At 65.4% G+C, this 23,798-nt stretch carries 23 protein-coding genes; 13 read left to right on the top strand and 10 right to left on the bottom strand.

The window, feature by feature from the left end:
• From dnaN to AC1DYI_RS06915, 4 genes are all read left to right on the top strand, one after another.
• A partial coding sequence (dnaN, locus tag AC1DYI_RS06900; protein WP_477203343.1) for a DNA polymerase III subunit beta occupies positions 1-869 on the top strand: 869 nt, incomplete at its 5' end.
• A 119-nt stretch (positions 870-988) separates the two neighbouring features.
• Positions 989-3,562 (top strand): DNA topoisomerase (ATP-hydrolyzing) subunit B, encoded by a 2,574-nt coding sequence (gene gyrB, locus AC1DYI_RS06905; protein ID WP_477203344.1) that lies wholly within the window; start codon positions 989-991, stop codon positions 3,560-3,562.
• 124 nt (positions 3,563-3,686) lie between these two features.
• Complete coding sequence (locus AC1DYI_RS06910; protein WP_477203345.1) at positions 3,687-5,678, top strand: UvrD-helicase domain-containing protein; 1,992 nt, start codon at positions 3,687-3,689, stop codon at positions 5,676-5,678.
• Between the two features lie 123 nt (positions 5,679-5,801).
• Positions 5,802-6,998, top strand: coding sequence for a serine hydrolase domain-containing protein (locus AC1DYI_RS06915; protein ID WP_477203346.1), 1,197 nt, complete (start codon positions 5,802-5,804; stop codon positions 6,996-6,998).
• Positions 6,999-7,042: 44 nt separating this feature from the next.
• Here AC1DYI_RS06915 and AC1DYI_RS06920 read toward each other — a convergent pair whose 3' ends face one another.
• The 3 genes from AC1DYI_RS06920 to AC1DYI_RS06930 all read right to left on the bottom strand — a co-directional run bounded on the left by AC1DYI_RS06920 (position 7,043) and on the right by AC1DYI_RS06930 (position 9,938).
• Complete coding sequence (locus tag AC1DYI_RS06920) at positions 7,043-7,585, bottom strand: HAD domain-containing protein (protein WP_477203347.1); 543 nt, start codon at positions 7,583-7,585, stop codon at positions 7,043-7,045.
• Between the two features lie 65 nt (positions 7,586-7,650).
• Positions 7,651-9,030: a DNA/RNA helicase domain-containing protein gene (locus tag AC1DYI_RS06925; RefSeq protein WP_477203348.1), complete on the bottom strand. Its 1,380-nt coding sequence runs from the start codon at positions 9,028-9,030 to the stop codon at positions 7,651-7,653.
• Positions 9,009-9,938, bottom strand: a complete 930-nt coding sequence (locus AC1DYI_RS06930; RefSeq protein ID WP_477203349.1) for a hypothetical protein — start codon at positions 9,936-9,938, stop codon at positions 9,009-9,011. The genes AC1DYI_RS06925 and AC1DYI_RS06930 overlap by 22 nt, the downstream gene beginning before the upstream one ends.
• 111 nt (positions 9,939-10,049) lie before the next feature.
• Between AC1DYI_RS06930 and AC1DYI_RS06935 the strand changes: the two genes are divergently transcribed.
• The 5 genes from AC1DYI_RS06935 (at position 10,050) to AC1DYI_RS06955 (ending at position 14,420) form a co-directional block, all read left to right on the top strand.
• The gene (locus tag AC1DYI_RS06935; RefSeq protein ID WP_477203364.1) at positions 10,050-10,373 is read left to right on the top strand and encodes a nucleotide pyrophosphohydrolase; all 324 of its coding nucleotides are present in this window, start codon (positions 10,050-10,052) and stop codon (positions 10,371-10,373) included.
• A 5-nt stretch (positions 10,374-10,378) separates the two neighbouring features.
• On the top strand, positions 10,379-11,542 hold the full coding sequence (locus AC1DYI_RS06940) for a protein NO VEIN domain-containing protein (RefSeq protein ID WP_477203350.1): 1,164 nt from the start codon (positions 10,379-10,381) through the stop codon (positions 11,540-11,542).
• Positions 11,543-12,001: 459 nt separating this feature from the next.
• On the top strand, positions 12,002-12,661 hold the full coding sequence (locus AC1DYI_RS06945; protein ID WP_477203351.1) for a TerD family protein: 660 nt from the start codon (positions 12,002-12,004) through the stop codon (positions 12,659-12,661).
• Positions 12,662-12,710: 49 nt separating this feature from the next.
• Positions 12,711-13,616, top strand: coding sequence for a hypothetical protein (locus tag AC1DYI_RS06950; RefSeq protein WP_477203352.1), 906 nt, complete (start codon positions 12,711-12,713; stop codon positions 13,614-13,616).
• Between the two features lie 9 nt (positions 13,617-13,625).
• The gene (locus AC1DYI_RS06955; RefSeq protein WP_477203353.1) at positions 13,626-14,420 is read left to right on the top strand and encodes a VWA domain-containing protein; all 795 of its coding nucleotides are present in this window, start codon (positions 13,626-13,628) and stop codon (positions 14,418-14,420) included.
• Positions 14,421-14,438: 18 nt separating this feature from the next.
• Here the strand turns inward: AC1DYI_RS06955 and AC1DYI_RS06960 are convergent, their stop codons facing one another.
• A complete protein-coding gene (locus AC1DYI_RS06960) occupies positions 14,439-15,245 on the bottom strand; it encodes a hypothetical protein (protein ID WP_477203354.1) in 807 nt (268 codons plus the stop codon).
• Between the two features lie 307 nt (positions 15,246-15,552).
• On the opposite strand from AC1DYI_RS06960, the gene AC1DYI_RS06965 reads away from it, so the two are divergent.
• Genes AC1DYI_RS06965 through AC1DYI_RS06975 form a run of 3 tightly spaced genes read left to right on the top strand, consistent with a single transcriptional unit; the run spans position 15,553 to position 18,253 of the window.
• Complete coding sequence (locus AC1DYI_RS06965) at positions 15,553-17,007, top strand: DHA2 family efflux MFS transporter permease subunit (protein WP_477203355.1); 1,455 nt, start codon at positions 15,553-15,555, stop codon at positions 17,005-17,007.
• Complete coding sequence (locus AC1DYI_RS06970) at positions 17,004-17,366, top strand: DUF1428 domain-containing protein (protein WP_477203356.1); 363 nt, start codon at positions 17,004-17,006, stop codon at positions 17,364-17,366. Before AC1DYI_RS06965 ends, AC1DYI_RS06970 begins: the two co-directional genes overlap by 4 nt.
• On the top strand, positions 17,363-18,253 hold the full coding sequence (locus tag AC1DYI_RS06975) for a fructosamine kinase family protein (RefSeq protein WP_477203357.1): 891 nt from the start codon (positions 17,363-17,365) through the stop codon (positions 18,251-18,253). Before AC1DYI_RS06970 ends, AC1DYI_RS06975 begins: the two co-directional genes overlap by 4 nt.
• 22 nt (positions 18,254-18,275) lie before the next feature.
• Here the strand turns inward: AC1DYI_RS06975 and AC1DYI_RS06980 are convergent, their stop codons facing one another.
• The 6 genes from AC1DYI_RS06980 to AC1DYI_RS07005 are packed head-to-tail and all read right to left on the bottom strand — an operon-like array spanning position 18,276 to position 23,454.
• Positions 18,276-18,581, bottom strand: coding sequence for a cupin domain-containing protein (locus AC1DYI_RS06980; RefSeq protein ID WP_477203358.1), 306 nt, complete (start codon positions 18,579-18,581; stop codon positions 18,276-18,278).
• Positions 18,578-19,564 (bottom strand): YeeE/YedE thiosulfate transporter family protein, encoded by a 987-nt coding sequence (locus AC1DYI_RS06985; RefSeq protein WP_477203359.1) that lies wholly within the window; start codon positions 19,562-19,564, stop codon positions 18,578-18,580. The genes AC1DYI_RS06980 and AC1DYI_RS06985 overlap by 4 nt, the downstream gene beginning before the upstream one ends.
• On the bottom strand, positions 19,561-20,712 hold the full coding sequence (locus tag AC1DYI_RS06990) for a patatin-like phospholipase family protein (RefSeq protein WP_477203360.1): 1,152 nt from the start codon (positions 20,710-20,712) through the stop codon (positions 19,561-19,563). The genes AC1DYI_RS06985 and AC1DYI_RS06990 overlap by 4 nt, the downstream gene beginning before the upstream one ends.
• 51 nt (positions 20,713-20,763) lie before the next feature.
• Positions 20,764-21,273 (bottom strand): cupin domain-containing protein, encoded by a 510-nt coding sequence (locus AC1DYI_RS06995; RefSeq protein WP_477203361.1) that lies wholly within the window; start codon positions 21,271-21,273, stop codon positions 20,764-20,766.
• Between the two features lie 57 nt (positions 21,274-21,330).
• Entirely contained in the window at positions 21,331-22,113 is a 783-nt protein-coding gene (locus tag AC1DYI_RS07000) for a 3-hydroxybutyrate dehydrogenase (RefSeq protein ID WP_477203362.1), read from the bottom strand.
• Positions 22,114-22,122: 9 nt separating this feature from the next.
• Positions 22,123-23,454: an NAD(P)/FAD-dependent oxidoreductase gene (locus AC1DYI_RS07005; protein WP_477203363.1), complete on the bottom strand. Its 1,332-nt coding sequence runs from the start codon at positions 23,452-23,454 to the stop codon at positions 22,123-22,125.
• Positions 23,455-23,576: 122 nt separating this feature from the next.
• Between AC1DYI_RS07005 and AC1DYI_RS07010 the strand changes: the two genes are divergently transcribed.
• Positions 23,577-23,798 (top strand): LysR family transcriptional regulator (locus AC1DYI_RS07010; protein WP_477203365.1); only part of this gene is annotated, 222 nt, incomplete at its 3' end.

Here is a 23,798-nt window from a genome sequence, read left to right on the forward strand (position 1 = left end):
CGTCCGACCAGGTMGTGAGCCTGACCGCCAACGGCGCCAAGCTGACGCTGCAAGGCGGCAAGAGCCGCTTCACGCTGCAGACGTTGCCGGCCGAAGACTTCCCGCTGGTCAACGAAGCGGTCGACTTCGGCCCGGTCTTCTCGGTGCCGCAGAAGACGCTGAAGACGCTGATCGACCAGGTGCACTTCTCGATGGCGGTGCACGACATCCGCTACTACCTGAACGGCATCCTGTTCGTCGCCGAGGGCAAGACGCTGACGCTGGTCGCCACCGACGGCAGCCGCCTGGCGCTGGCCCAGGCCCAGCTCGAGAACGACATCCCGAAGCAAGAGGTGATCCTTCCGCGCAAGACCGTGCTCGAGCTGATGCGCCTGCTGAAGGACGACAAGGACGGCGGTGACGAAGCGATCGAGATGCGCTTTGCCGGCAACCAGGCCAAGTTCACTTTCTCGGGCATGGAATTCGTCACCAAGCTGGTCGAGGGCAAGTACCCCGACTACAACCGCGTGATCCCGAAGAACCACAAGAACATCATCACGCTGGGCCGCCAGCCGCTGCTGGCCAGCCTGCAGCGCGCCGCGATCCTGACGAGCGAGAAGTTCAAGGGCGTGCGTTTGAACATCGAGCCCGGCGCGCTGAAGATCGCGTCGTCCAACGCTGAGCAGGAAGAGGCGAAGGAAGAGCTCGAGATCGACTACGACGGCCCGGCGATCGAGGTGGGGTTCAACGTGACCTACCTGATGGACGCGCTGGCCAACATCGGCCACGAGATGGTCAGGCTCGAGATGCACGACGGCAGCTCGGCGGCCCTGATCACCGTGCCCGAGCAAGAGGGTTTCAAGTACGTCGTGATGCCCATGCGCATCTAGGCGTCGCGCGGGGCCTGACCCACCCCCACCCCTGACCGGCGGGCTTCCAAGCCCGCCAAGCCGTTTTTAAGGGGCTTGCCGGGCCTGTCCCGGCTCGAGCCCCCACCTGAAGAAATGCCATGAGCGATCCCAAGACCCCCACCCCCGGCAGCCCCGACGACGACGGCGTCACCCGCCGCGAGATCCCTGCGGCCGAAGGCCTGGGGGCCTCCACGGGTGCGGAAGCCTCGGCCGCCTATGGCGAAGGCTCGATCCAGATCCTCGAAGGCCTGGAGGCCGTGCGCAAGCGCCCGGGCATGTACATCGGCGACACGTCCGACGGCACCGGCCTGCACCACCTGGTGTTCGAGGTGGTCGACAACTCGATCGACGAAGCGCTGGCCGGCCACTGCGATGACATCAGCGTCACCATCCACACCGACAACTCGATCAGCGTCACCGACAACGGCCGCGGCATCCCGACCGGCGTCAAGATGGACGACAAGCACGAGCCCAAGCGCTCTGCCGCCGAGATTGCGCTGACCGAGCTGCACGCCGGCGGCAAGTTCAACCAGAACAGCTACAAGGTCTCAGGCGGCCTGCACGGCGTGGGTGTCAGCTGCGTCAATGGCCTGTCGAAATGGCTGCGCCTGACGGTGCGCCGCGACGGCCAGGCCCATTTCATGGAATTCCGCCAGGGCATTCCGCAAGACCGCCTGCTCGAGCAGCGCGATGGCTTCGAGATCAGCCCGATGAAGATCATCGGCGAGACCGACAAGCGCGGCACCGAAGTCCACTTCCTGCCCGACGAAACCATCTTCACCAACATCGACTTTCACTACGAGATCCTCAGCAAGCGGCTGCGTGAGCTCTCGTTCCTGAACAACGGCGTCAAGATCCGCCTGGTCGACGAGCGCAACAACAAGGAAGACAACTTCGCCTACGCTGGCGGCGTGAAGGGCTTCGTCGAGTTCGTCAACAAGGGCAAGAAGGTGCTGCACGCCAACATCTTCCACGCCCGTGGCGACAAGCTCAGCGACAACAACACCAACGTCGGTGTCGAAGTGGCGATGCAGTGGAACGAGAGCTACAACGAGAACGTGCTCTGCTTCACCAACAACATCCCCCAGCGTGACGGCGGCACCCACCTGACCGGGCTGCGCGCGGCGATGACGCGGGTCATCAACAAGTACATCGACGACAACGAGATCGCCAAGAAGGCCAAGGTCGAGATCACCGGCGACGACATGCGCGAAGGCCTGGCCTGCGTGGTCAGCGTCAAGGTGCCGGAACCGAAGTTTTCGAGCCAGACCAAGGACAAGCTGGTCAGCTCGGAAGTGCGTGCCCCGGTCGAAGACATCGTCAGCCGCCTGCTGACCGACTGGCTGCTCGAGAACCCGACCGACGCCAAGATCATCTGCAGCAAGATCGTCGACGCTGCCCGCGCCCGCGACGCCGCCCGCAAGGCGCGCGAGATGACGCGTCGCAAGGGTGTGCTCGACGGCATGGGCCTGCCCGGCAAGCTGGCCGACTGCCAGGAGAAAGACCCGGCGTTGTGCGAGATCTACATCGTCGAGGGTGACTCCGCCGGCGGCTCCGCCAAGCAGGGCCGCGACCGGAAGTTCCAGGCCATCCTGCCGTTGCGCGGCAAGATCCTGAACGTCGAGAAAGCGCGCTACGAAAAGCTGCTGAGCTCGAACGAAATCCTGACGCTGATCACGGCGCTGGGCACCGGCATCGGCAAGGGCATGGGCGGGGACGATTTCAACCCCGACAAGCTGCGCTACCACCGCATCATCATCATGACCGACGCGGACGTTGACGGTGCCCACATCCGCACGCTGCTGCTGACCTTCTTCTATCGCCAGATGCCCGACCTGGTCGAGCGTGGCCACATCTATATCGCGCAGCCGCCGCTGTACAAGGTCAAGCACGGCAAGGCCGAGCAGTACCTGAAAGACGGCACCGAGCTCGACGCCTACCTGCTGAAGGTGGCGCTGGACGGTGCACAGATCGAGCCCGGCGACACCAAGCCCACCATCCGAGGTGAGCAGCTCGAACTGCTGGCACGCCACTATGTGCAGGCCACAAACGTCATCAACCGCCTGTCCGCCTGGATGGACGTGGAAGCGCTGCGCGCGCTGAGCGACGGCCTGACGCTGGCGCTGGACGACATGGCGCAGGCCGAGACCAGCGCCGCGGCGCTGAAGGCCGCCTTGCACGACGCCGAAGTGGAAGCGGTGTTTGACCAGCGCACTGACAAGCACCTGCTGCGCATCAGCCGCCGTCACCACGGCAACATCAAGAGCAGCATCATCACGCCCGACTTCGTGCACGGCGCAGACTACGAAGCGCTGGCTGTCGCAGGCCGCGAATTCAAGAACCTGTTGACCGCCGACGCGGTGGTCAAGCGCGGTGAAGGCGAAAAGCAGAAGGAAAGCAAGGCGGGTGACTTCCGCGCCGCGATGGCCTGGCTGATGACGCAAGCCGAAAACTCGGTCGGCCGCCAGCGCTACAAGGGCCTGGGCGAAATGAACCCCGGCCAGCTGTGGGAAACGACGATGGACCCGACCGTGCGCCGCCTGCTGCGTGTGCAGATCGAAGACGCGATCGAAGCCGACAAGGTCTTCACGATGCTGATGGGCGACGAGGTCGAGCCGCGGCGCGATTTCATCGAGACCAATGCGCTGCGGGCGGCGAACATCGACGCCTGATCGATCGACCGATCCACCGAGATCACTCTCACCGAACGGCTTGCAGCCTCGCGTTGCAAGCCGTTCTTGCTTTGGCGACAAAGCGCTTCTGTTGCGGTCATCGAAAGTTCGATAGGGAGTGGTGGTGATTGAACCTGACGAAGAGCAGCTGGCGATCTTGGCCAGCACGGCCCGCTTCAATGCCATTGACGGCAATGCCGGCGCTGCCAAGACGACGACCCTGGCCCTGAAGGTCCTGGACGCACTGCGTCACGGCATGGCGCTGGAAGACATCCTGGTCTTGACGTACAGCCCGGCGGCCGTTCTGGCCTTTCAGCAGCGGCTTCGCTGGATCGGCGTCGAGCGCGAGATCGTCCTTCGCCTGAACATCTCGACCTTTGATGCGTTGTGCCACGAACGTCTGCAGATGCTTCAGGGTGACTGCGAATACCTGAAGCATCCGACCCGCCAGGTCTACGAGACTGTTCAGCGCGCCATCCAACAAGCCCGTATCCGAGCAGAGCGCCACAACCTCGGCAGCGCCTTCATCATTCCTGGTGAGGGGACTCTGTTGATTCCCGTCCTGCTGCATGCGTTCAGGCGCTTGAAGGGGACCATGGCGGTCAATGCCCTGGGCAACGAGTTTGTGTTGACCGAGGCATCAGCCCTTGAAGCTGGGCTCGATTTCACCGAGACGGCGGTGATGCAGGCCTATGAGGCACTGCGATGCGGCCTGGGCGAAGAGCCGCGCAGTTTTCGCGACAGCCTGGCCCCGCTGTTCCGCCTGCCCGACGATCCGTTCTACGACATGGCATGTGTTCTGACAGCGGACGACCCGATCTTTGACCACGAGTCACACCCACTGAGGCTCGGTGCGCGCTTGATCGTTGTCGACGAGGGCCATGACCTCAACCGGGCGATGTTCACCGTCCTTCAACATCTGGTGGATGTGAACCCGGTCGAACAGGTCTTCGTGGTGGGTGATCGCGACCAGGTGGTGCATTCGGATGGCGGCGCCGACGCCGGCTTCATGAACAGCCACTTCGAGGCCGGTATCGGAAAGCTGCGGCGAATGCCGCTCACGACCTGTCGCCGGTTTGGCGAGCGATTGGCGGGGCCGCTGGGTGCGCACGCGTCGAAGGAATACGCCGTTGCCGCGGGGCGCCACACCGAGATCGTGATCGCGCGCGCACGCACCACCGGCGCTGTGGCCGCGCTCATCGAAGGCGAGTTCAACCAAAAGCGCCTTGAGAACGAAGGGCCCGTCAGCCTCGCCGTGTTGCTGAGGCACCCCGGCGCTTCGGTGGACCTTGAAAGCGCGCTGGAGCGCAGAGGCTTCCACGTCGAGACCCATGGCTTCGAGCCGTTTCTGCAGCGGCCGGAGGTGCAGTTCCTGCGAACCTTGGTGGCCTGGGTGACGCAGTCGGTAGACACGCTCGCACAGTCCAACCTTCTCGCGATCCAGGATGCTTTCGCCGAGTTCACGGGTTGCCGTGGCCACGAGACGACCCAAGGCGTGCGGCACAAGAATCTGCCCGCGTTCAAGGACTACTTCCTCGGTGATCCCGGGGATTTCGTGCGTGGCGTCCGGCATGAAGGGCCCGTGCTTTCATTCGTCGACGATGAGGCACGCGCGGCGCTGCACCGCTTCATCGTCATGTTCGCTGCCGGCATCGAGCCGAATGATCTGCATCTGCGACTGCAAGAAGTTGGCTTTGCCCACCTGTTCAAGCATGCGTTCGTTTACGACGAGCAGGTCGAAGAGGCCATGGCGGCGATGACCAGCTTCGCACGCACCGCGCTAGGGTTCGAGACCTTTGCCGGCTGGCTCAAAGGCATGGCCCAGCGAGAGTGGGCCGCCAAGAGCGAGCGCCGTGGCCATCAGCGCGTCATTCGCTTGTTTGCGGTTCCGGCAGCCAAGGGCCTGGAGTTCGACCACGTGGTGATGCCTGACGTCGATGCTGGCCAATTCGATGGCTCCGCCCAGGAAGAGCGCAACCTCTTTTACGTGGGCGCTTCACGCGCGCGGCTTCGTCTGACGATGACATTCCGCGATCGGTCCAGTTCCTTCCTCCACGCTTTCGGGCGAGAGTCGGATTGGGATGAGGTGGTGGGGTCGGGCGACACCTCAGCCTAGTGCCGGCGCGGCGCTTCAAGATCGTCGACTACCATCACCCTTCACCGTGCCCGCCTAACCAGGCAGCTCGGGATACACCACGACGCTGCCGAACCGGCGGTGATCGACACGGAGGGACACCGAATGAACGCGCACCAGCAGCCCGACAGGCATTCCATGGGCGCGCGTCGTTGCGCCCCCTCCACCAACCGACGTTGGCTGGCCCGCCTCGGCACCATCACCCTCGCGTCGTTGCTGATCGCGGCATGTGGCGGTGGGGGTGGTGGAAGCGACGGCGGTGACGACGGCCCGATCCACGTGCCACCCGACTCGTCTGAGCAATGGACCCTCGTGCCGGCCGCCAGTGTGGGCATGGACGGCGCGCTGCTGGCGCAAGCCGTGTCGACGCTGCCAGCAGAGTCAGTGCATGGCCTGGCTAGCATGATCGTGATGCGCCATGGCCAACCGGTGCTCGAGCAGTACTGGAACGGCTATGACAAAGACACGCTGCACGACCTGCGCTCGGCGACCAAGAGCATCACCTCGCTGATGGTCGGCATCGCGATCGACCAGAAGGCCCTGGATGGTGTCGACGAACCGCTGGCCAAGCACTTGTCCGCGGCGTATCCGACGGCCCCGGTGCTGCAACAGGGCCTGGTGCTCGAAGACCTGCTGACGATGCGCAGCGGCGTGGCCTGCGACGACTGGACGGCCAGCTCGCCCGGCAACGAATCGAAGATGTACCAGCACACCGACTGGGTCGGCTTCTACCTCGGCCTGCCCTCGGTCGCCATAGGCGGCATGAAGACGCAGTACTGCACCGGCAACCCGGTCACACTCGGCCGCGTCATCGTCGAGGCCAGCCACACGGCCATCCCGACCTTTGCCAGCACGAACCTGTTCACGCCGCTGGGCATCCGCCACGCGCAGTGGGCCAGCTTCGACAACGACCACCAGACCGACACCGGCGGCCACATCCAGCTGCGGCCACGCGACATGACCAAGCTCGGCCAACTTGCCTTGCAACGCGGCGCTTGGAACGGCCACCAGGTCGTCTCCAGCGACTGGATCGACCGCTCGACCAGCCTGCACACGCACTTCACCACCTTCCTCGGCGACACCCGCAACGGCTACGGCTACCTGTGGTGGCGCAGCACCGAGCGCTATGCCGGCCACACCGCTGAGATGTTCTTCGCGAACGGCAACGGCGGCCAGTACATCTTCGTCATCCCGTCACTCGACCTGGTGGTGGTGTTCACGGGCGAGAACTACAACTCAGATGCCCAGAACCGGCCGTTCGAGATCTTGGACACGTATGTGTTGCCGGCGGTGGTGGGGTAGCTGCATGCGCTGGTGGGCTTGGGCGAAAGGAACGCCGAGCATCTCTAGGGAATCACGATGGACCGCACCTTGACGTTGCTAGGGTCAAAGACCTGCTGCAGCGAGTCCCTCAGCGCCTGGAGTACTGACGGCTCTGCGATGCCATGGCGTGTGTGGGAAATGACTACATTGCCACGAGCGTTGCCCCAACCCTCGTCGGTGTCGTCGATGGCCAGCCACGTCGCAGGTTGGCGTCGCTCAACATCGCTCAGGACTTGACGACCTCGAGAGAGCCCGTCGAACAGCACCTTGTCCATTCGCGAGTGAAATGTCGCGCCGATAGCGCGTTGTCGAAGATTGGGTGGTAGTCGGCTTGCCGCCCGGCTGAATCGGTACTGCCTGGCCCACGAAGTGCTGAGGACGATGCTTACATTCGGGTAGGGCGCGAGGAGTTCTATGAGCAGTTCGGCATGCTCAAAGAGTCTGTGGCCCGCAGCAGCCAAGCTGTCGTCGAGGTAGGCGCCACGCTGCGGCCGCCAGTAGACCGCCTCCGGGTGCAAGACACCATCAAAGTCCAGGTAGAGAACGGCGCCGTTTCTTCCTTTCACGCGGCTCCTCCCTTCAGCGATTGCGTCAGGATGCTCTTAGCTGGGGAAGGCATGAGTCTGGACCGTCAAAGCGAAGCGCGAAGATGCTCGCGGGTTTCAGCGTCACTGACCCAGACAAAGAGTCCATGGATGGCGCGTGTCATCAGAATTCGGTAGGCCTGCGTGACCTTTTCGAGCAGCAACTCGCCATGGGGACCCGCTGGAGCCAGCTGCCCTTCATTGGCAGCACGGCGTGCGATCAGGCCGACTCCGCTTTCATGAACGTGGTTGACTTGCACGACCCATTTGCCGTCGCGCCAAACCAGATCCTCCAACCAGATCAGCCCAACATAGTGGAAGTCGAAGCCACGTACGGCATAGGGGCAGCCAACTTCGCACAAAGGATCAGTCGCCATCGCGCTACCTGGTCTCGCCTGCACAAACGGCGTGTAGTCGCCTTTGGGAACGACATTCCAAGGCTTCGTCCACAAGCGCGTCTCGCCGTTGACGACGATTGGCTCGCAAAAATCCTGGCCTTCAGGCTTCGCCAAGTGCGGGTTGATGACGCCTTGAGTTTTCCAAGGGCGCGAGTAGCTGGAGAGAAGTCTCACCGTATGGTTTGGCGACAGTTCACGAAGTGCACGCTCTAACGCAAACGGATCGTCATACAGCCGATAGTTAAAGGCTTGCCGAGTTGCCTTCGGCATGGTGTACGAGCCAGCGTTCTCGGCAGCGAGCAGCGCAGGGTCGGCCTCGTGAAGGAGATCTCGAGGCAGTCCGGCGCGCCCGCCACGCGGAAATGCAAACACGTTGCCTGTGGCCGCTGGCTGCGCGTTCGCGACGGGATCCGATCTCCACGTGCTGGCGTGGATCTGATTGACTTCGGTGGGTGAGTCAGCGAGAAGCGATTCGACCCATGCAACGTACTCAGCAGACCCTGCGCATCGGAACTGCGCACCAGCCAGAGAGACGGTCTCCACATCGGCGTCGAGTTCGGAAGCCCATTGCCGAATGTCTGCGACGGTTGTGTTCTCCCTGGCGCGGAAGCTTTGTCGCGGGTCGATGAAGAACACAGTCATTCTGCTGGCCCGCATGATTTGCCAAGCTTGCGGTCCAAGGCCAGTGACAAATCCGTACTGCCCCACGCCGTGCTCGCGCTCCGGATTGATCAGCGCATGGGCTTCATCAACCAGTGACACAAGGCAAGCGTCGTTTTCGGATCCAGGCTGATACCTCACCAGCTTTTGCATGGACTGCAGCTCGGCCATGTGTTTGCGCCATTCGCCTGCATTCTTGAACAGGGCGTCGTTGGCGAACGCCTTGCGCAGTGCGCTGAGGCGCGACGTGGTCAGAGGAGTGAAGCTTGTGGCCTTGCGTGCAACTCCGCGACCAACCCGATCGCCGGCCACCTTGTCGATCAAATGGCTCCAATTGCTGCCTTGGCTCATCGAGGTCGTGACCAGCACGACGTTGCCTTCCGGAGGGCGTGATCGGTCACAAGCGACGCCCAGAGGCGCGCGGCAACCGCTGACTTTCCAGATCCAGGTGGCCCTTCTACCAACAAGACTTTGCGCCGCCCGGTGCCGCGCTTGACCAACAGGTGGTTGATTCGAGCGCGACACAACGAGAACGCGTGTCGTTGGTTGTCCAGCAGCTCGAACGGCCCACCTTCTTCATCGAGTAGTTCGGCTCCGATCTGCGCCATGAAACTGCGGTCTTGCTGATAGTTGCCGCGCGAGAATTCTTGAGCGAAGGCTGAATCAGCCTCGGTCAAACGTGCACGGATGAACGATGGAATCGCAGTGGCGGCGTCTTGCGTGCTCGTGGTGAACAGCGGGAAGTCGTGCGACAGCTGTTCGTTGGGAGCAGCACAGTAGGGTGCCGTTACGAAGGCGCTTGTGAACAGGACGCAGCCATGAACGCGCGCTGCACGGTCCAACACAGCGGAGTGGAACCGTTGACAGTAGTGAACGTAGCCGCGCACTTGATCTGATGGATGGAGTTCTTGCGCGCCGCGTCGATCAATGAGGCCTTCCCAGGCGCCGGGCCTGTCGAGATTGGTATCCCAATCCTTGAGCTCGATGATGATCGCCGCGGGCTGGCCGTTGCCGCGCCCCAGAAGGACGACATCACACCAGGCAGATGCGCCCGGCAGCTGGTACTCGAGTGCTACGTGATGCTCGCGGCGGGCGAAGTGAAGGTGGAGCGCGCTCAGGCCTGGATGGGTCAACACCTGGGCCAACTTCGGCAAGCTTCGCTGCCAAGCCTGAAGCTCCGCGTCGCCGGATCGACCGGTTAGCCGGCGGAGTTCGTCCAACAGCTCCGGAAGGTCCGATTCAACTGCGCGATTGAACTCGGCCACGGTCAGCAGCATGCATCCCTCCTATCGTTGACACCGGCGACAAGTCTAGGGTGTGTGAAGGTGCGTGGCGGAGGTGACCCTGGCAAGATGGCAACTGTCGAGAAAGAAGCGAGAGCAAGTTCGATGGACATTCAAGGCCTTCAGACCACGTTGCGGCAGTTCGCGGCAGATCGGAACTGGCAGCAGTTCCATACGCCTAAGAATCTTTCGATGGCCCTGATGGTTGAAGCGGCAGAGCTGGCGGAGATCTATCAGTGGATGACACCAGAGCAGTCTCGAGAGGCACATCAAAATCCGGCGATCAAACAGCACATCGGCGAAGAATTGGCCGATGTGCTGCTGTACCTGCTGCAAGTAGCCGATCAGACCGGCACGGACCTGGAGCGTGCCGTCAGTGACAAGCTGGCCAAGAACGCGATGAAGCATCCGCCCTCTGCAACGGCCTGAGGTCCATGAAGCGCCGCCTTGATCTACTTACTAGGCAGACCGTTCTCGCGGCACTGGACGAATTTCGTCGCTTGGGTAGGGCGGGCTTTCTTGAGCGCTATGGGTTCGGCGAAGCTCGCGACTTCTTTGTTCGCCATCCGGTCACGGGCGAAGTTTGTGATTCCAAAGCGATCGTCGGTGTCGCTTACGGCATGCAGTTCCCCGACGAAGGAGCGCTGAGGCCGACAGACTTCTCCGGCGGACTCTCAACCGTCGTTCCCCTGTTGCGGTCGCTCAACTTTGAAGTGCTGAACTTGCAAGAAGTTGATGCGGTTCAAGAGCCTCAGACGAGGCGCAACTGGTCTCGGACAGAAGTGGAGTTGCTGGTCGCAGACTACCTGCAGATGTTGACTCTCGAACTGACTGGTCAAACCTACAACAAAGCCGAGCGGCGGAGGGCGTTAGTGCCTCTGCTCAATGGGCGCAGTGAAGCCTCGGTGGAATTCAAACGGCGCAATGTGAGCGCAGTCATGGGTCGCCTTGGGCTGCCACGCATTCGAGGTTATGTTCCGGCGGAGAACACCGAGGAAGAGCTGCTGGCAGACGTCGTGGCGGCTCAACTGAACGGACTACCGCTGCTCGACCAGGCCGCGGAAGCGGCGGTCGAGCTACCGGCCGCGGAGGCGGAGGCTGTGGATTTCGCGGCTGCGCTGGCAGAGGCGCCAGCCAAGCGGATACGGACATCGGAACCCTCCGCCGGATATCACCGGCATCCCGTTCGCCGCGACTATCTTGAGAGAGAAACCCGCAACCGCTCGCTGGGGCTGGCGGGCGAACGATTCATCGTTGATTTTGAGCGCTGGCGGCTGCTGAAGAGTGGCCTAGGGCAGCTGGCGGACAGGGTAGAACACAAGTCGCAAACAGCGGGCGATGGCCTGGGCTATGACGTACTGTCGTTCAACATGGACGGCACGGAGCGACTCATCGAAGTCAAGACAACGGCCTTCGGCGAAGAAACGCCCTTCTACGTGTCGTCCAATGAGTTGGGGCTCTCAAGGAGCGAGCCGCAGAAGTTCAGACTCTGCCGAGTCTTTGACTTCCGCATCGCTCCGCGCTTCTTCGAGTTGACGGGTCCGGTAGAGCAACACTTCTATCTGGACCCAGCCACCTATCGAGCAAGCTTGCAGTGAGCGACTACGGCTTGGCGGGCCAGGGCTTTATTGCGTGGTCGATGATGCGCCTTGTTGCTTAGGCCAACGGCTTCGCGACGCGCGTTCAGCAACCGGCCGAGTCGTTGGAGAGACAGACCATGTCGGCCATGGTTTACGCATTGGGCCAGCCTGACCACTTTGTAAGCTATGACGTACACGAGTGACCATCGTCACAGCGCCAGAAGAACGCGTCGGCATTCTTCGGGAAGTTCGCCACGGCGCCGGGTGTCCGCTGCGCTGCTCGCGTACCGGCCGGCGATAAACTGGATTTTGAGCTTCGGCCTTGCCGTTGTCTCTGCCGCTTCACCTCTCCTCCGCCCCTGGGCCGCCTTGTCGCCAGGCCCTCGTCGGCGCATATTCCGAAGCCATCAACTCGGCGCCCTGTCTGCATGAAGGGCGTGAAGCAAGCCGATCGAACCACACAGGGATGAAAATCAGATGCTGACCTTGAGTCTCCAGAAGCCGGATGCGGCGCCCGTTCGCAGGCTCAAGCTTTCGCTGAACAAGGGGGCACGCTTCAGTGTGCAGGTCGAGTGGGATTGCAAGGCCGATCACCAGGACGATGTCGATGTGCACGCGCTCGAAACGGTGAACAGCGGCCATGGCGCCAAGGTGATGGCGCTGGAGAGCATCCTCTCGACCTACAACACGACCCGGATGTCGCGCACCGGGGCGTTGAAGACGAATCCGGACGGCTCGTTTGCCACGCCGTCGGGTGGCCTCTCGCACTCGGGCGACATCCGCGTGCAGGGCAGCAAGGCCGAGGTGCTGACCGTCGACGGCTCGAAGGTGCCGCCGGCCGCCAACGAGATTCCGCTCTTCGCCACGGTGCACAAGGCCGACCATGGCGAGGGGCACGAGGAAGAGCACGACGATGATGACGAGGCGGCGTTCGCCGACATCGATCGCTGCGTGGTCACGATCTCGGACGACTCGGGCCGCGTGCTTGGCAAGTACCTGCTCTCCGATGAGTTCGGCGAGTTCAACGTCGTGCAGCTCGGCACCGTGATGCTCGCCCCCAGCGGCGGCTGGGAGTACGTGCCGGTCGGTGTGGGGTTCAAGGGCGATTTCAACGACGTCCTCGGCCACTTCTGCTGAGCACGCGCGCGTGACGCGGGACAAGCCAGGGCCTCTGCGTCCGACCGTCGTGAAGGCGCCTGCCGCTGGGGCACGCGGCAAGAAGGCGGCGGCGGGATCCGCTTCCGCACCCGCCGCTGCACAGCCGACGGCCATCGAAGGTGTCCGGCCTGAGCGCATCGACGTGCGCGCCGATGAATTGCGAGCGCTGTCGGCTGACGCATCCGAGGCCGTGTGCGAAGAGGCCACTCGCCTTCTGCAAGCGCTCACCGTCGCGATGCTCAGCCAGCGTCGGGCGGCGCTCTGGGGGCAAGAGGCTCAGAAGGCCTGCCAGGATCGTTTCGGTGGCAGTGCCGCGCCGGTGTCGGCTCCGTTCATCGAACAGGCCCGCGCCGACCTGACCCGCATGGCGGACATCCTTGAGGCGATCGACCTGAAGGCCGTGTGCGGGCATGCCAAAGGCGGCCTGCTCGGGGGCTTGGCGAGGTCGATCAACCGCAAGATCGATACGCCGGCGAAGTTGGCCGGCGCCCTGGGTGAGCTTCGGTTGCTGCTCCAGCGCATGCACGCGGGCTTCGACCGTCTGCTGGCGCTCAAGGGCGGGTTGCAGCAGCGGGCCAGCGCCTTTGAGCAACTCCAGGTCGAGGTAGAGGCCGCTGCCCTGGCGGCACTGCTTCTTTCGAAGMGCCTGGCCGGGCAGTCGCCAGCCCTCGCGCAGCGTTTCGCCGAACGCCACATGAGCCTTGGCGCCACCTTGGCAAAGACTCGACAGGGTGACGGTGCCTACGGGACCCATGTGGAGCAACCGCTGCAGCTCATCAGCGCCATCCAGAACGTGGCGCTGGTGAGGATGCCGGGACTCATCACCGAAATGGCCACGCTGCAGGCCCACGCGAAGGCCAAGCACGCTTTTCCCGCCGAGGCCCTGAACATGAGCTATCGGCTGCGGGACATCCTCAACCAGCTCAGGACTTAAGGACACGACATGACGCAACCCTTCAAGCTCGACCTGAACAAGTCGGCCACCACCTTCCGGCTGTCGCTCGACAAGGCCGGTGTGTCCCCTGACATCCGGGCTGAGCTTCTGGTCGTGATGGACGTGTCGGGCTCTTTCGAGCACGAACACGAAGAGGGCACGACGGACATCTTGCTCGAGCGCTTCGTGCCGCTGGCCAAGGTGCTCGACCCGGACGGCAAGATCGACCTCATCACCTTCAGCAACGGCAAGGACTCGGTCCAGCACCTGGGCACGATCGACGAGTCGAACGTTCGTGGCTACATCGTCGACAACGTGGTGGACAAGGTGAAGGGCTGGAAGGGCGGCACCACCTACAGCTTCGCGCTGGAAGAGGCGCTGCGCATCTTCGGCTGGCTGCCCTGCAACCACGACCACGAGCCGGTGAAGCCGCGCTTCTGGCAGCGTCTGCTGGGCCTGGTGCCCGACGTGCCGAAGTCGGGCCCTGAGCACACGCACGAGAAGAAGCGCTCGATCGTCTTGTTCGTCACCGACGGCGAGAACGACCCGGGCGACAGCCACCGCGACAAGCAGCGCACCCGCGAGGTGCTGCTGACCTCGCAGCATCGCCGCGACGACGTCTACTTCCTGTTCATCGGCGCTTGCGAGCACGAGGAGTTCGAGTTCGTCGAGGCCATCGCGAAAGAGTTCAAGAACACCGGGATCGTGATGGCGACGGACCCGGAGGCGTTCGTGAACCTGCCGGACGACCAGCTGATCGCCAAGCTCCTTGGCCGCGAACTGGTCGACTGGCTCAAGGCCTGAGTGAGACTGGCCTGGTGCTCAGGCGGTCAACCCATGCTTGCGTAGCGTGCGGCTGTCGAGCTGGCGCTTGGCCGCGGCATACAGGCACAGGCAGGCGCAGCGGTAGCGCCGGCGGCAGGTGCAGGTCTGGCCGTAACGTTCGGCCAGCAGCTCGCGATTGCCGCGGGTGACGTTGCGCTTGAGCAGCGCGTCGTAGACCGGCACATCGCGCTTCGGGTCGCCGGTGCCGGTGAGTGCGACCAAGGTCACCGCGTACCAGACGCCGTCGACGCGGTGCCATTGTTCGTTCTGGGCCATGCCCGGCAGGTCGACGCGGCGGTCGCGTTCGCGGGCCGTCACAGCTTGCGCCTGGCTCGCCTTGCGCTGGCGCTTGGCGATCACCCGCGCCCGGTTGACCAGCAGGATGCCGGTGCGTGGGTGCACGTAGAGCTCTGCGCGGCTTTCGGACAGCGGTTGTGGACCGCGCCAGTCGCGGATCCACACCTGGCCGTCGCGCCATTCGGTGTCGACCTCGACGCGGTCGTACAGGTGTTGGAACAGATGGTTCTGCACCGTGCTGCGCCGGTCGATGGCCTGGCACAGCTCGCTGTAGACCTTGTTCCACGGCCGGTCGACCTGCTGGCGCAGGTAGGCGTAGAGCGGGCCTAGGTGCTCGCCGAAGCTCTTGTTGCCGCGACCTTGCTTCATGCTGAAGCGTGACGGCGCGCTTTCGCCGTCGGGGTCGATGCGGTGGCGTTCGAGGCGGCGGGCGCCGGCGACGGTGCGGGCGTAGTGCCGCCCGTGTCGGGGTTCTTCGACCAGCACTTTGCTCATGTCGGCGCGCATGTCGGTGTCTTTCCAGAAAGAGGGCCGATGGTTTTGGCCCTGGGTTCAAGGTGAGTGGATGAGGGGGCGAATTCTGCGGCTGCTTGCCAAATGAAGTAAAGAGTCTTTACTGTTCGCGCTGGCCGAAGGGGCGGGGTGTGGCGGTTTTGCCGCAGCCGCGCTGGTCTCATTGCTGGGGCGCCCGCCGGCGCCGGCCCCCATCGAAACCCTGCCCTCGACATGTTTCGTGGCGCTGATGTCGAATCAGCGCCTTGTTGTTCGTCGTGGTGGTGAACGCCTCGAGGAACCCTCTTCACCCCCATCGCTTATGACGACCGACCCCGCTTTGCTGGACCACCGCCGCCGCTGGCTCGCCTTGATGCTGCTGTGCCTGGGCGTGCTGATGATCGTGCTGGACACGACGATCGTGAACGTCGCGCTGCCGTCGATTCGCGCCGACCTGGTGTTCACCGAGACCTCGCTGGTCTGGGTGGTCAACGCCTACATGCTGACCTTTGGTGGCTTCTTGCTGCTGGGCGGGCGGCTGGGTGATCTGTACGGGCACCGGCGGCTGTTCGTCACCGGCATCGTGCTGTTCACGCTCGCGTCGCTGGCCTGCGGCGTGGCGCCTTCGCAGCCGGTGTTGATCGCGGCACGGGCGGCGCAGGGTGTGGCCGGTGCGGTGGTGTCGGCGGTCGCGTTGTCGCTGATCATGAACCTGTTCAGCGAGCCGGCCGAGCGGGCCAAGGCGATGGGCGTTTACGGTTTCGTCTGCGCCAGTGGCGGCAGCATCGGCGTGCTGCTGGGTGGTTTGCTGACCGGCACGCTGGGCTGGCGCGCGGTGTTCCTGGTCAACCTGCCGATCGGCGCGGCGGTCGTCGCGTTGTGCCTGAAGCTGCTGCCGGCCGGTGGCGCCGCGGTGCAGCGGCCGAAGCTGGACTGGGCCGGCGCCGGCAGCATCACGTTGTCGCTGATGCTGGCGGTCTATGCGGTGGTCAATGGCAATGCGGCGGGATGGACTTCGGCGCAGACGCTGGGGCTGCTGGGCATCGCCGCTGCGCAGTTCGTCGCGTTCGTGTTGATCGAGATGAAGGTCAGCGTGCCGCTGATGCCGCTCACGCTGTTCAAGCGGCGCAACGTGGCCACCGCCAACGTGGTGGGTGTGCTGTGGGCCGCGGCGATGTTCGCCTGGTTCTTCATCTCGGCGCTGTACATGCAGCTGGTGCTCGGCTACAGCCCATGGCAGGTGGGGTTGGGCTTCTTGCCTGCGAACCTGATCATGGCGGTGTTCTCGCTGGGCCTGTCGGCCCGCATCGTCATGAAGTGGGGCCTGCGCGGCCCGCTGGCGGTGGGGCTGTGGCTGGCCGCCATCGGGCTGGCGCTGTTCGCGCGCGCGCCGGTGCAGGGTGACTTTCTGGTCGACGTGCTGCCCGGCATGCTGTTGCTGGGGCTGGGTGGCGGCATCGCGTTCAACCCGGTGCTGCTGGCCGCGATGAGCGATGTCGATCCGGCCGACTCGGGCTTGGCCTCGGGCGTGGTCAACACCGCGTTCATGATGGGCGGCGCGCTGGGCCTGGCGGTGCTGGCCAGTGGCGCGGCGGCGCGCACGGCCACGCTGCAAGCAGCGGGCGTCGCGGCTGTCGACGCGCTGAACCAGGGGTATCAACTCGCGTTTCTGCTTGGCGCGGTGTTTGCCGCGTTGGCCGGTGGGCTGGGCGCCGTGGGCTTGCGCGCCGGGCAGTTGTCGTCCTCGTCGTCTCAACCCGAAGGAGAACCTGCATGAGTGCTTATGTCGATGGATTCGTCATCCCGGTGCCGCAAGACAAGGTCGCGGCCTACAAGAAGTTGTCGTCCAAGGCTGGCAAGATCTGGAAGGAGTACGGTGCGCTGCAGTACGTCGAGTGCGTGGCCGATGACGTGAAGCCGGGCAAGACGACCTCGTTCCCGCAGGCCGTGAAGCTGAAGGAGGGCGAAGTGGTGGTGTTCTCGTGGATCGTCTTCAAGAACCGGCGTGAGCGTGACCGCATCAACAAGCAGGTGATGGCCGACCCGCGGCTGGCCGACATGATGAATCCGACGGCGATGCCGTTCGACGTCAAACGCATGTTCTTTGGCGGCTTCAAGACCATCGTCGAGTTGTGAGCACACCGCTGGCCGTCGCACTGCAACGGGCCCTGGGCGGCCCGTGGACGGTGCAGGCGCTCAGCGAAAGCGGCTTTTGCAGCACCTGGCGAGCGACAGGCAACACGCTGCTGTTCGTCAAGACCTTGCCGGCTGCCGACGTGGCGCGGCTGGACGCCGAGGCCGACGGCTTGCGCGCCCTGGCCGCCCAGGGCGGCGTGGTGGTGCCGACGGTCGCGCATTGCGGTGTTCACGACGGGACGGGCCTGTCGCTGCTGGCGATGCAGTGGCTGGACCTGCGCCCGCCGGATGCCGGCTTCGGCCAGCGCCTGGGCGAGGCCCTGGGCGCCTTGCACGCGGCGCGGCCCAAGGGGGACGGGCGTTTCGGCTGGGCGCGAGACAACTATCTGGGCGGCACCTTGCAGCGCAACCACTGGAGCGCGCGCGGCGGCCTCGAAGGCTGGCTGGCGTTCTTCCGCAGCGAGCGGCTCGAAGCGCTGGTGCCGCGCCTGCAGTCGGCCGGGGCGCCCACCGAGTTGCTGCACGCCATCGGGGCGGTGGCGCTGGCCTTGCCGCGCTTCTTCGACGATGACCATGTGCCGCGTGCCAGCCTGATCCACGGCGATCTGTGGAGCGGCAACTGGGGCATGCGCAAGGATGGCAAGCCGGTGGTCTTCGACCCGGCGGTGTCGGTGTCGGACGCAGAAGCCGAGCTGGCAATGATGGAGCTGTTCGGCACACCGCCCGCAGGTTTCGGGCCGGCGTGGCACGCGGTGATGGGCTCGCACGCTGGCTATGCGCGGCGGCGCGGGCTGTACCAGCTGTACCACCTGCTGAACCACGCGCTGCTGTTCGGCGGGGCCTACTTCGGGCAGGCTTCGATGCTGGCGCAGCGGCTGCTGCGCTGAGCCTTGTTGCTGTTGGGGCGATTCAGTCTTCGGCGTCGGCCCGCGGCTGGTGTCGGCGAGCGACCCAGTAGGTTGCGCCTTCGGGCCCGTAGCGCTCAGCGTGCGGCTCATCGCGCACCAACTCGAACTTGTCGCCCGGCTGCAGATGCTGGGCCTCACCACCGCGGGTGAGCCACATCTCGCCGCGCACCACCAGCCCGCGGGCGGAAAACGGGTGGGTGTGGGTCGACAGCTCTTGGCCGGGCGCCCAGGTGCGTTCGCTGACCTCGTCGAAGCCCTGGTCGAGCGCGRTCTGGCGGAAGCTGTTGAAGTCGGGCAGGGTGGTCATGGCGCCGCCGTCGGTGAAGACGATGCGTTGATTGTGAACCTGCGCGCCGCGCTGCGGGTGGCCCAGTGGGCCAGGGCGATCACCACGCACATCGTCGCGAACGCCACCCAGGCGTAGGGCCACAGCAGCGGCAGGCCGAGCAGGATCAGGCCGTCGTTGCCGCCCGGGATCAACAGGCTGCCCCAGCCCATCAGCAGGCCGCCGCTGAGGCTGCGCAGCAGATCGGTCGCGCGCAGGGGCCGTGCGCGCCACAAGCCGGCGCGCCAGCCGCCCCACACCGCGCCGCCCAGCAGGCAGCCGAACAAGGCCAGGCGAATGCCGTGGTGCATGAGCATGCCGCGCGCCACCTCGGCCAGCGCGTCGGTGTAGGCCCAGGCGCCTTCGAGCAACAGCAGCGCGAGAAAGGCGAGGCCGATCGACACGGTGGCCACGTGCGGCGTCCACCAGCGGCGCGCCGGTGCTGTGCGGTGTTGCCACGCACGGGCCAGGCGCCACAACACGAACGCTGCAAAGGCTGCGCCCAGCGCCAGCGGTGCCGCCCACAGTGGCGAATCTGGCGGCAGCGGCTGGGGCCGCGCGCCTGCGAACAGCGCGCCGACGCTGAGGCAGCCGAGGTAGAAGCCCAGCGGCGTCGCCAGGTAGGCCCACTCGCCGTTGCCCAAACGGGCGATGGCACCGAACACGCAGGCCTGGTTGACGAAGGCGCCCAGGCCGAGCAGCGCGGCGCCGAGCACCGTCCAGCCGCTCAGTGCATAGGGCACCGGCAGCATCGGTGCGGGCAGTGGCAATGCGCGCAGCAGCAGCAGGCCACCGGCGACCCACAACGACGCTTCGAGCAAGCTGGCCAGGCGCGTACCGCGGCGCTGGTCGATCAGCTCGTTGACGGCGGCCACGGTGCAGGTGGCGCCGCGCTGAATCGCCGCGCCCATCAGCAGCGCGCAGGCCGCTGCTGCCGCTGCCAGTAGCCACGCACCAAAGCTCATGCCGGCTGCAGGCTGTCGAGGCTGTGCTCGATCACGCCTTCGATCGGATCGACCGGTGCCCGCCACGGCGCCCGCTCGATCATGCGGCGCGCATCCACCAGCCCGGCCGAGCGGCGCGCCTGCACGCCGGCCGCGGTGAAGTCGATGTCCTTGGTGTGGTCTTCGCCTTCGAGGCGCGGCGCCACCAGGTGGGCCACGTGCATGGTGGTGCCGCAGCCCCAGGCGGCGAGCTCTTTGGCCTCTTGCTGCTTGGCCGCTGGCATCAGCCGGTTCATTTCGCGGATCACGTGGCGCAGCCGGTGGATCTGCTTTTGCCGCGCGATGTGGCTGTCGGCGCGGCTGGCGTACTGGATGTCTTTCTGCCGCCCCATCACCTGCCAGATCGACTCGGGCTGTGGCGCGGTCTGGTGCCAGACGTTGACGGCGAAGATCAGCGCATCGCGACGCGGGTTGTCGTCGAGAACGGCCTCGATCGGCGTGTTCGAGTACAGGCCACCGTCCCAATACGCCTCGCCGTCGATGCGCACCGCCGGGAAGGCCGGCGGTAGTGCGCCGGAAGCCATGATGTGCTCGAGCCCGACTGTCTCCTCGCGGGTGTCGAAGTAGCGCATCCGGCCGCTGCAGACGTTGACCGCACCGACCGTCAGCCGCATGCCGCCGTTTTGAAGCTGGTTGAAGTCGACCAACTCGCGCAGCGTGTGGCGCAGCGGCTCGGTGCTGTAGTAGGCGGCCTGGTCGACACCCAGCGCAGCCTGGGTGCCACGCAGCGCGCCGAGGTTGGGCTCGAAGAACGCCGGGATGCCGCGCATCACCGTGGTCATGTTGGCCAGCAGGTTGCCCATGCCCAGCCAATCCAGCGGGCCGGCCAGGCGGGACTGTTGCTCGACATGGCTCCAGAACGCACTCAGCCGCTCCAGCCGCTGCTCGCGCGGGTTGCCGGCGATCAGCGCGGCGTTGATCGCACCGATCGACGTGCCGATGACCCAGTCCGGCTCGATGCCGGCCTCGTGCAGCGCCTCGTAGACGCCGACCTGGTAGGCGCCGAGCGCGCCGCCGCCTTGCAGCACCAGCACCACCTGGCCGGGCCGTTCATGGCCGTTCGTGGGTGACGTGGGCGTGGTCTTCTTGGACGATCGATTGGAGGGCATGGTGTGTCTCGGCGGGCAGCGTTCTGTTGGTCGGGCGAAGCGCGGCGCGGCTTACATGTGTTCCATCATCGTGGCGGGCTTGCCGTCGTTGACGATGTCGGCGATCGTCAGCTCGACGGCCTGGGCGCCGCTGTTCTTCCACCAGTGCTTGGTGCCAAGGAACTCGCGCGAGATATCGCCGGCCTTGTGCAGGATCGGCACCGCGCACTTGCTCGAGTGCTCGTAGATCTCGCCGCTGTTGACCATGATCAGCGCCGGCCGGTCTTCGTGGCTGTGGAAGGGCACTACGCCGCCGGGCGCGATCGTCATGTGGCGCAGGCGCAGCCGGCGGTTGTCCAGGTGCACGTTTTCCTTCGCCAGGTCGATGGCCGACAGCTCGGTGTCGACCACGCCGACAGGCGCGGTGGCGGCGCCGGCGAGCGCATTCGGCATCGCCTGGTTGGCCGGGCATTCACCGGCGTGGGCATTGGCCGCGGCCAGCGAGGCGGCCATCGCCGCCAGAGCGGCGACGACGTGGGTCCAGCGGGACGAACGGGTGCGGATGATCGAGCGGGTCTTCATGGGGGTTCTCCTTCGGTACTTTGAGTAGGGATCGATGAGGCCCAGGCGGGCCGAGATTCACTGCGCCGTCCAGCCGCCTTCGATCGGCAGCACGGCACCGGTGATGGAGGCGGCATCGTCGGAACAGAGGAACGCGGTCAGTGCGGCCACCTGTTCGACGGTGACGAACTGCTTGGTCGGTTGCGCCGCCAGCAGCACGTCGCGGATCACCTCTTGCTCGCTGATGCCGCGGGCCTTGGCGGTGTCGGGGATCTGCTGCTCGACCAGCGGCGTCAGCACATAGCCGGGGCAGACCGCGTTGACGGTGATGCCGGCCTCGGCCAGTTCGAGCGCGACGGTCTTGGTGAAGCCGGCCACGCCGTGCTTGGCGGCGACGTAGGCCGACTTGTATTTGCTGGCCACCAGCGCGTGCGCCGAGGCGACGTTGACGATGCGGCCCCAGCCCTTGCGCTTCATCGCTGGCACGGCCAGCCGCACGGTGTGGAAGCCGGCCGACAGGTTGATCGCGAGGATCGCGTACCACTTGTCGACGGGGAACTCTTCGACCGCTGCGACATGCTGGATGCCGGCGTTGTTGACCAGCAGGTCGACTGCGCCGAACTCGGCGATCGCGCGGGTCATCATGCGTTCGATCTGCTCGGGCTGGCTCATGTCGGCGCCGTCGTAGCGCACCTGCACGTCGTGCACTTCGCTCAGCTCGTGGCGCAGGCGCTCGATCTCGCGGCTGTCGCCGAAGCCGTTGAGCACGACGTTGGCGCCTTGCGCGGCCAGCGTGCGGGCGATGCCCAGGCCGATGCCGGACGTGGAGCCGGTGACCAGCGCGGTCTTGCCGATGAACATGGGGTTCTCCTAGTGGGTGTGAGGGGTGGTGGGGTTGGCCGTGTGGGTGGCCGGCGCACGGTCGACGTCGGCGGTGCGGGTGAAGCGCAGGTGCGTGATGTCGAGCGGGAAGAACAGGCCCCAGGTCCACTCGACCCAGATGCGCAACTTGCGGCCCAGCGTGGGCATGCGCAGCAGGTAGTAGCCGCGCCACAGCAGCCAGGCCGGCAGGCCGACCAGGCGCAGGCCGAACAAGGTGGCCACGCCCTTCAGGTGGCCGGTGGTGGCCATCATTCCGCGCGCGTTGTAGGCAAAGGGGCGCGTCGGCTCGCCGCGTAGCGTGCGCAGCAGGTTGTCGGCCAGCTGGCGCGCCTGGGCGACCGCGAACTGAGCGGTCGGTGGGCAGATGCGGCCGTCGAGCGCGTTCGACAGCGCGGCGCAGTCGCCCATCGCCCACAAGCCCGGGACACCGTCGACACGGCCATCGGCCTGCGTGACGACGCGGCCGCGCAGCGTGGGCAGCGCAAGGCGCGTCACCAGGGGGTTCGTCTGGGTGCCGATGGTGCAGACCACGGTCGCGCTGGCCAGGTGTTCACCATCGCTCAGCTGGACGCCGTCGACATGCACCTGCGCCACCTTGGCCCCGCAGCGCACCTGCACGCCGCGCTGGGCCAGTGAACGAGCAGCCGCCTCGCCGAGCGTGGCCGGCAGCTCGGGCAGCAGGCGCTCGCCGTCGTGCAGCAGGCTGACGCGCAGCAGCGACTCGCTCGCCTTCGGGTAGTGGCGGCGCGCGCTGTGCAGGAAGTCGGCGATCGCGCCGGCGACCTCGACGCCCGAGAAGCCGCCACCGACAACGACCACGTGTGCAAGCGCCTGCCGCTGCGCCCGGTCGTAGGTCAGCTCGATGCGGGCCAGCGCTTGCAGCACGCGGTTGCGGATGTGCATCGCGTCGCCTACCAGCTTCAGCGGCAGCGCGTACTCGGCCATGCCGGGCAGCAGGTCGAGCCGGGCGCGTTGGCCGACCGCCAGCACCAACTGGTCGTAGGCCAGCTCCAAAGGGCCCGACAAGGTGTCGCAGACCAGCCGCCGCGCGCTCGGCAGCACGTCGCGCACCGCACCCATCACGAAGCGCACGCCGGGCAGCATCTCGCGGATCGGTGCCACCACATGCTCGGGGAACACGCCGGCGCCGACCACCTCGGGCAGCATCGGGTTGAAGGTGGTGTAGCTCTCTTCGCTGACCAGCAGCAACTGCCAACCGGGCGGCAGGCGACCGGACAGCGCCTTGGCCAGCGTGGTGCCCGCAAAACCTCCGCCGACGATGGCGAGGGTGCGGACGTGGGCGGTGGGATCGTGGTGCATGGCGGCCTGGGGTGAGCGAATGGCCGCCAGTGTCTGGATCGCCGCCCGTGCCGTGAAATCGCATCAATTCATCGGCCCATGTGCGATGGTTATCGCGGCCGGTGTAAGGACGAGAGGCCTTGGTGCGACTGCACGCGATGGAGCTCTACCAGATCCGCTACTTCCTGGCCGTTGCCGAGACGCTGAACTTCACCCGCGCTTCAGAGCGGGCTTTCGTCTCGCAACCGGCGCTGACCAAGGCGATCCAGCGGCTGGAGGAAACCATCGGCGGGCGCCTGTTTKACCGCACCAAGAGCTCGGTCCAGCTGACTGAGCTGGGCCGCGCGATGCTGCCGAACTTTCGC

Source organism: Ideonella sp. P3_A4 (assembly GCF_056403075.1).

What these genes read in the sequence shown, in the direction of transcription:
- gyrB (WP_477203344.1), top strand. Translation starts at nt 989, where the DNA reads ATGAGCGATCCCAAGACCCCCACCCCCGGCAGCCCCGACGACGACGGC.
- AC1DYI_RS06915 (WP_477203346.1), top strand. Translation starts at nt 5,802, where the DNA reads ATGAACGCGCACCAGCAGCCCGACAGGCATTCCATGGGCGCGCGTCGT.
- AC1DYI_RS06930 (WP_477203349.1), bottom strand. Translation starts at nt 9,938, where the DNA reads ATGCTGCTGACCGTGGCCGAGTTCAATCGCGCAGTTGAATCGGACCTT.
- AC1DYI_RS06935 (WP_477203364.1), top strand. Translation starts at nt 10,050, where the DNA reads ATGGACATTCAAGGCCTTCAGACCACGTTGCGGCAGTTCGCGGCAGAT.
- AC1DYI_RS06940 (WP_477203350.1), top strand. Translation starts at nt 10,379, where the DNA reads ATGAAGCGCCGCCTTGATCTACTTACTAGGCAGACCGTTCTCGCGGCA.
- AC1DYI_RS06945 (WP_477203351.1), top strand. Translation starts at nt 12,002, where the DNA reads ATGCTGACCTTGAGTCTCCAGAAGCCGGATGCGGCGCCCGTTCGCAGG.
- AC1DYI_RS06955 (WP_477203353.1), top strand. Translation starts at nt 13,626, where the DNA reads ATGACGCAACCCTTCAAGCTCGACCTGAACAAGTCGGCCACCACCTTC.
- AC1DYI_RS06960 (WP_477203354.1), bottom strand. Translation starts at nt 15,245, where the DNA reads ATGCGCGCCGACATGAGCAAAGTGCTGGTCGAAGAACCCCGACACGGG.
- AC1DYI_RS06965 (WP_477203355.1), top strand. Translation starts at nt 15,553, where the DNA reads ATGACGACCGACCCCGCTTTGCTGGACCACCGCCGCCGCTGGCTCGCC.
- AC1DYI_RS06970 (WP_477203356.1), top strand. Translation starts at nt 17,004, where the DNA reads ATGAGTGCTTATGTCGATGGATTCGTCATCCCGGTGCCGCAAGACAAG.
- AC1DYI_RS06985 (WP_477203359.1), bottom strand. Translation starts at nt 19,564, where the DNA reads ATGAGCTTTGGTGCGTGGCTACTGGCAGCGGCAGCAGCGGCCTGCGCG.
- AC1DYI_RS06990 (WP_477203360.1), bottom strand. Translation starts at nt 20,712, where the DNA reads ATGCCCTCCAATCGATCGTCCAAGAAGACCACGCCCACGTCACCCACG.
- AC1DYI_RS06995 (WP_477203361.1), bottom strand. Translation starts at nt 21,273, where the DNA reads ATGAAGACCCGCTCGATCATCCGCACCCGTTCGTCCCGCTGGACCCAC.
- AC1DYI_RS07000 (WP_477203362.1), bottom strand. Translation starts at nt 22,113, where the DNA reads ATGTTCATCGGCAAGACCGCGCTGGTCACCGGCTCCACGTCCGGCATC.
- AC1DYI_RS07005 (WP_477203363.1), bottom strand. Translation starts at nt 23,454, where the DNA reads ATGCACCACGATCCCACCGCCCACGTCCGCACCCTCGCCATCGTCGGC.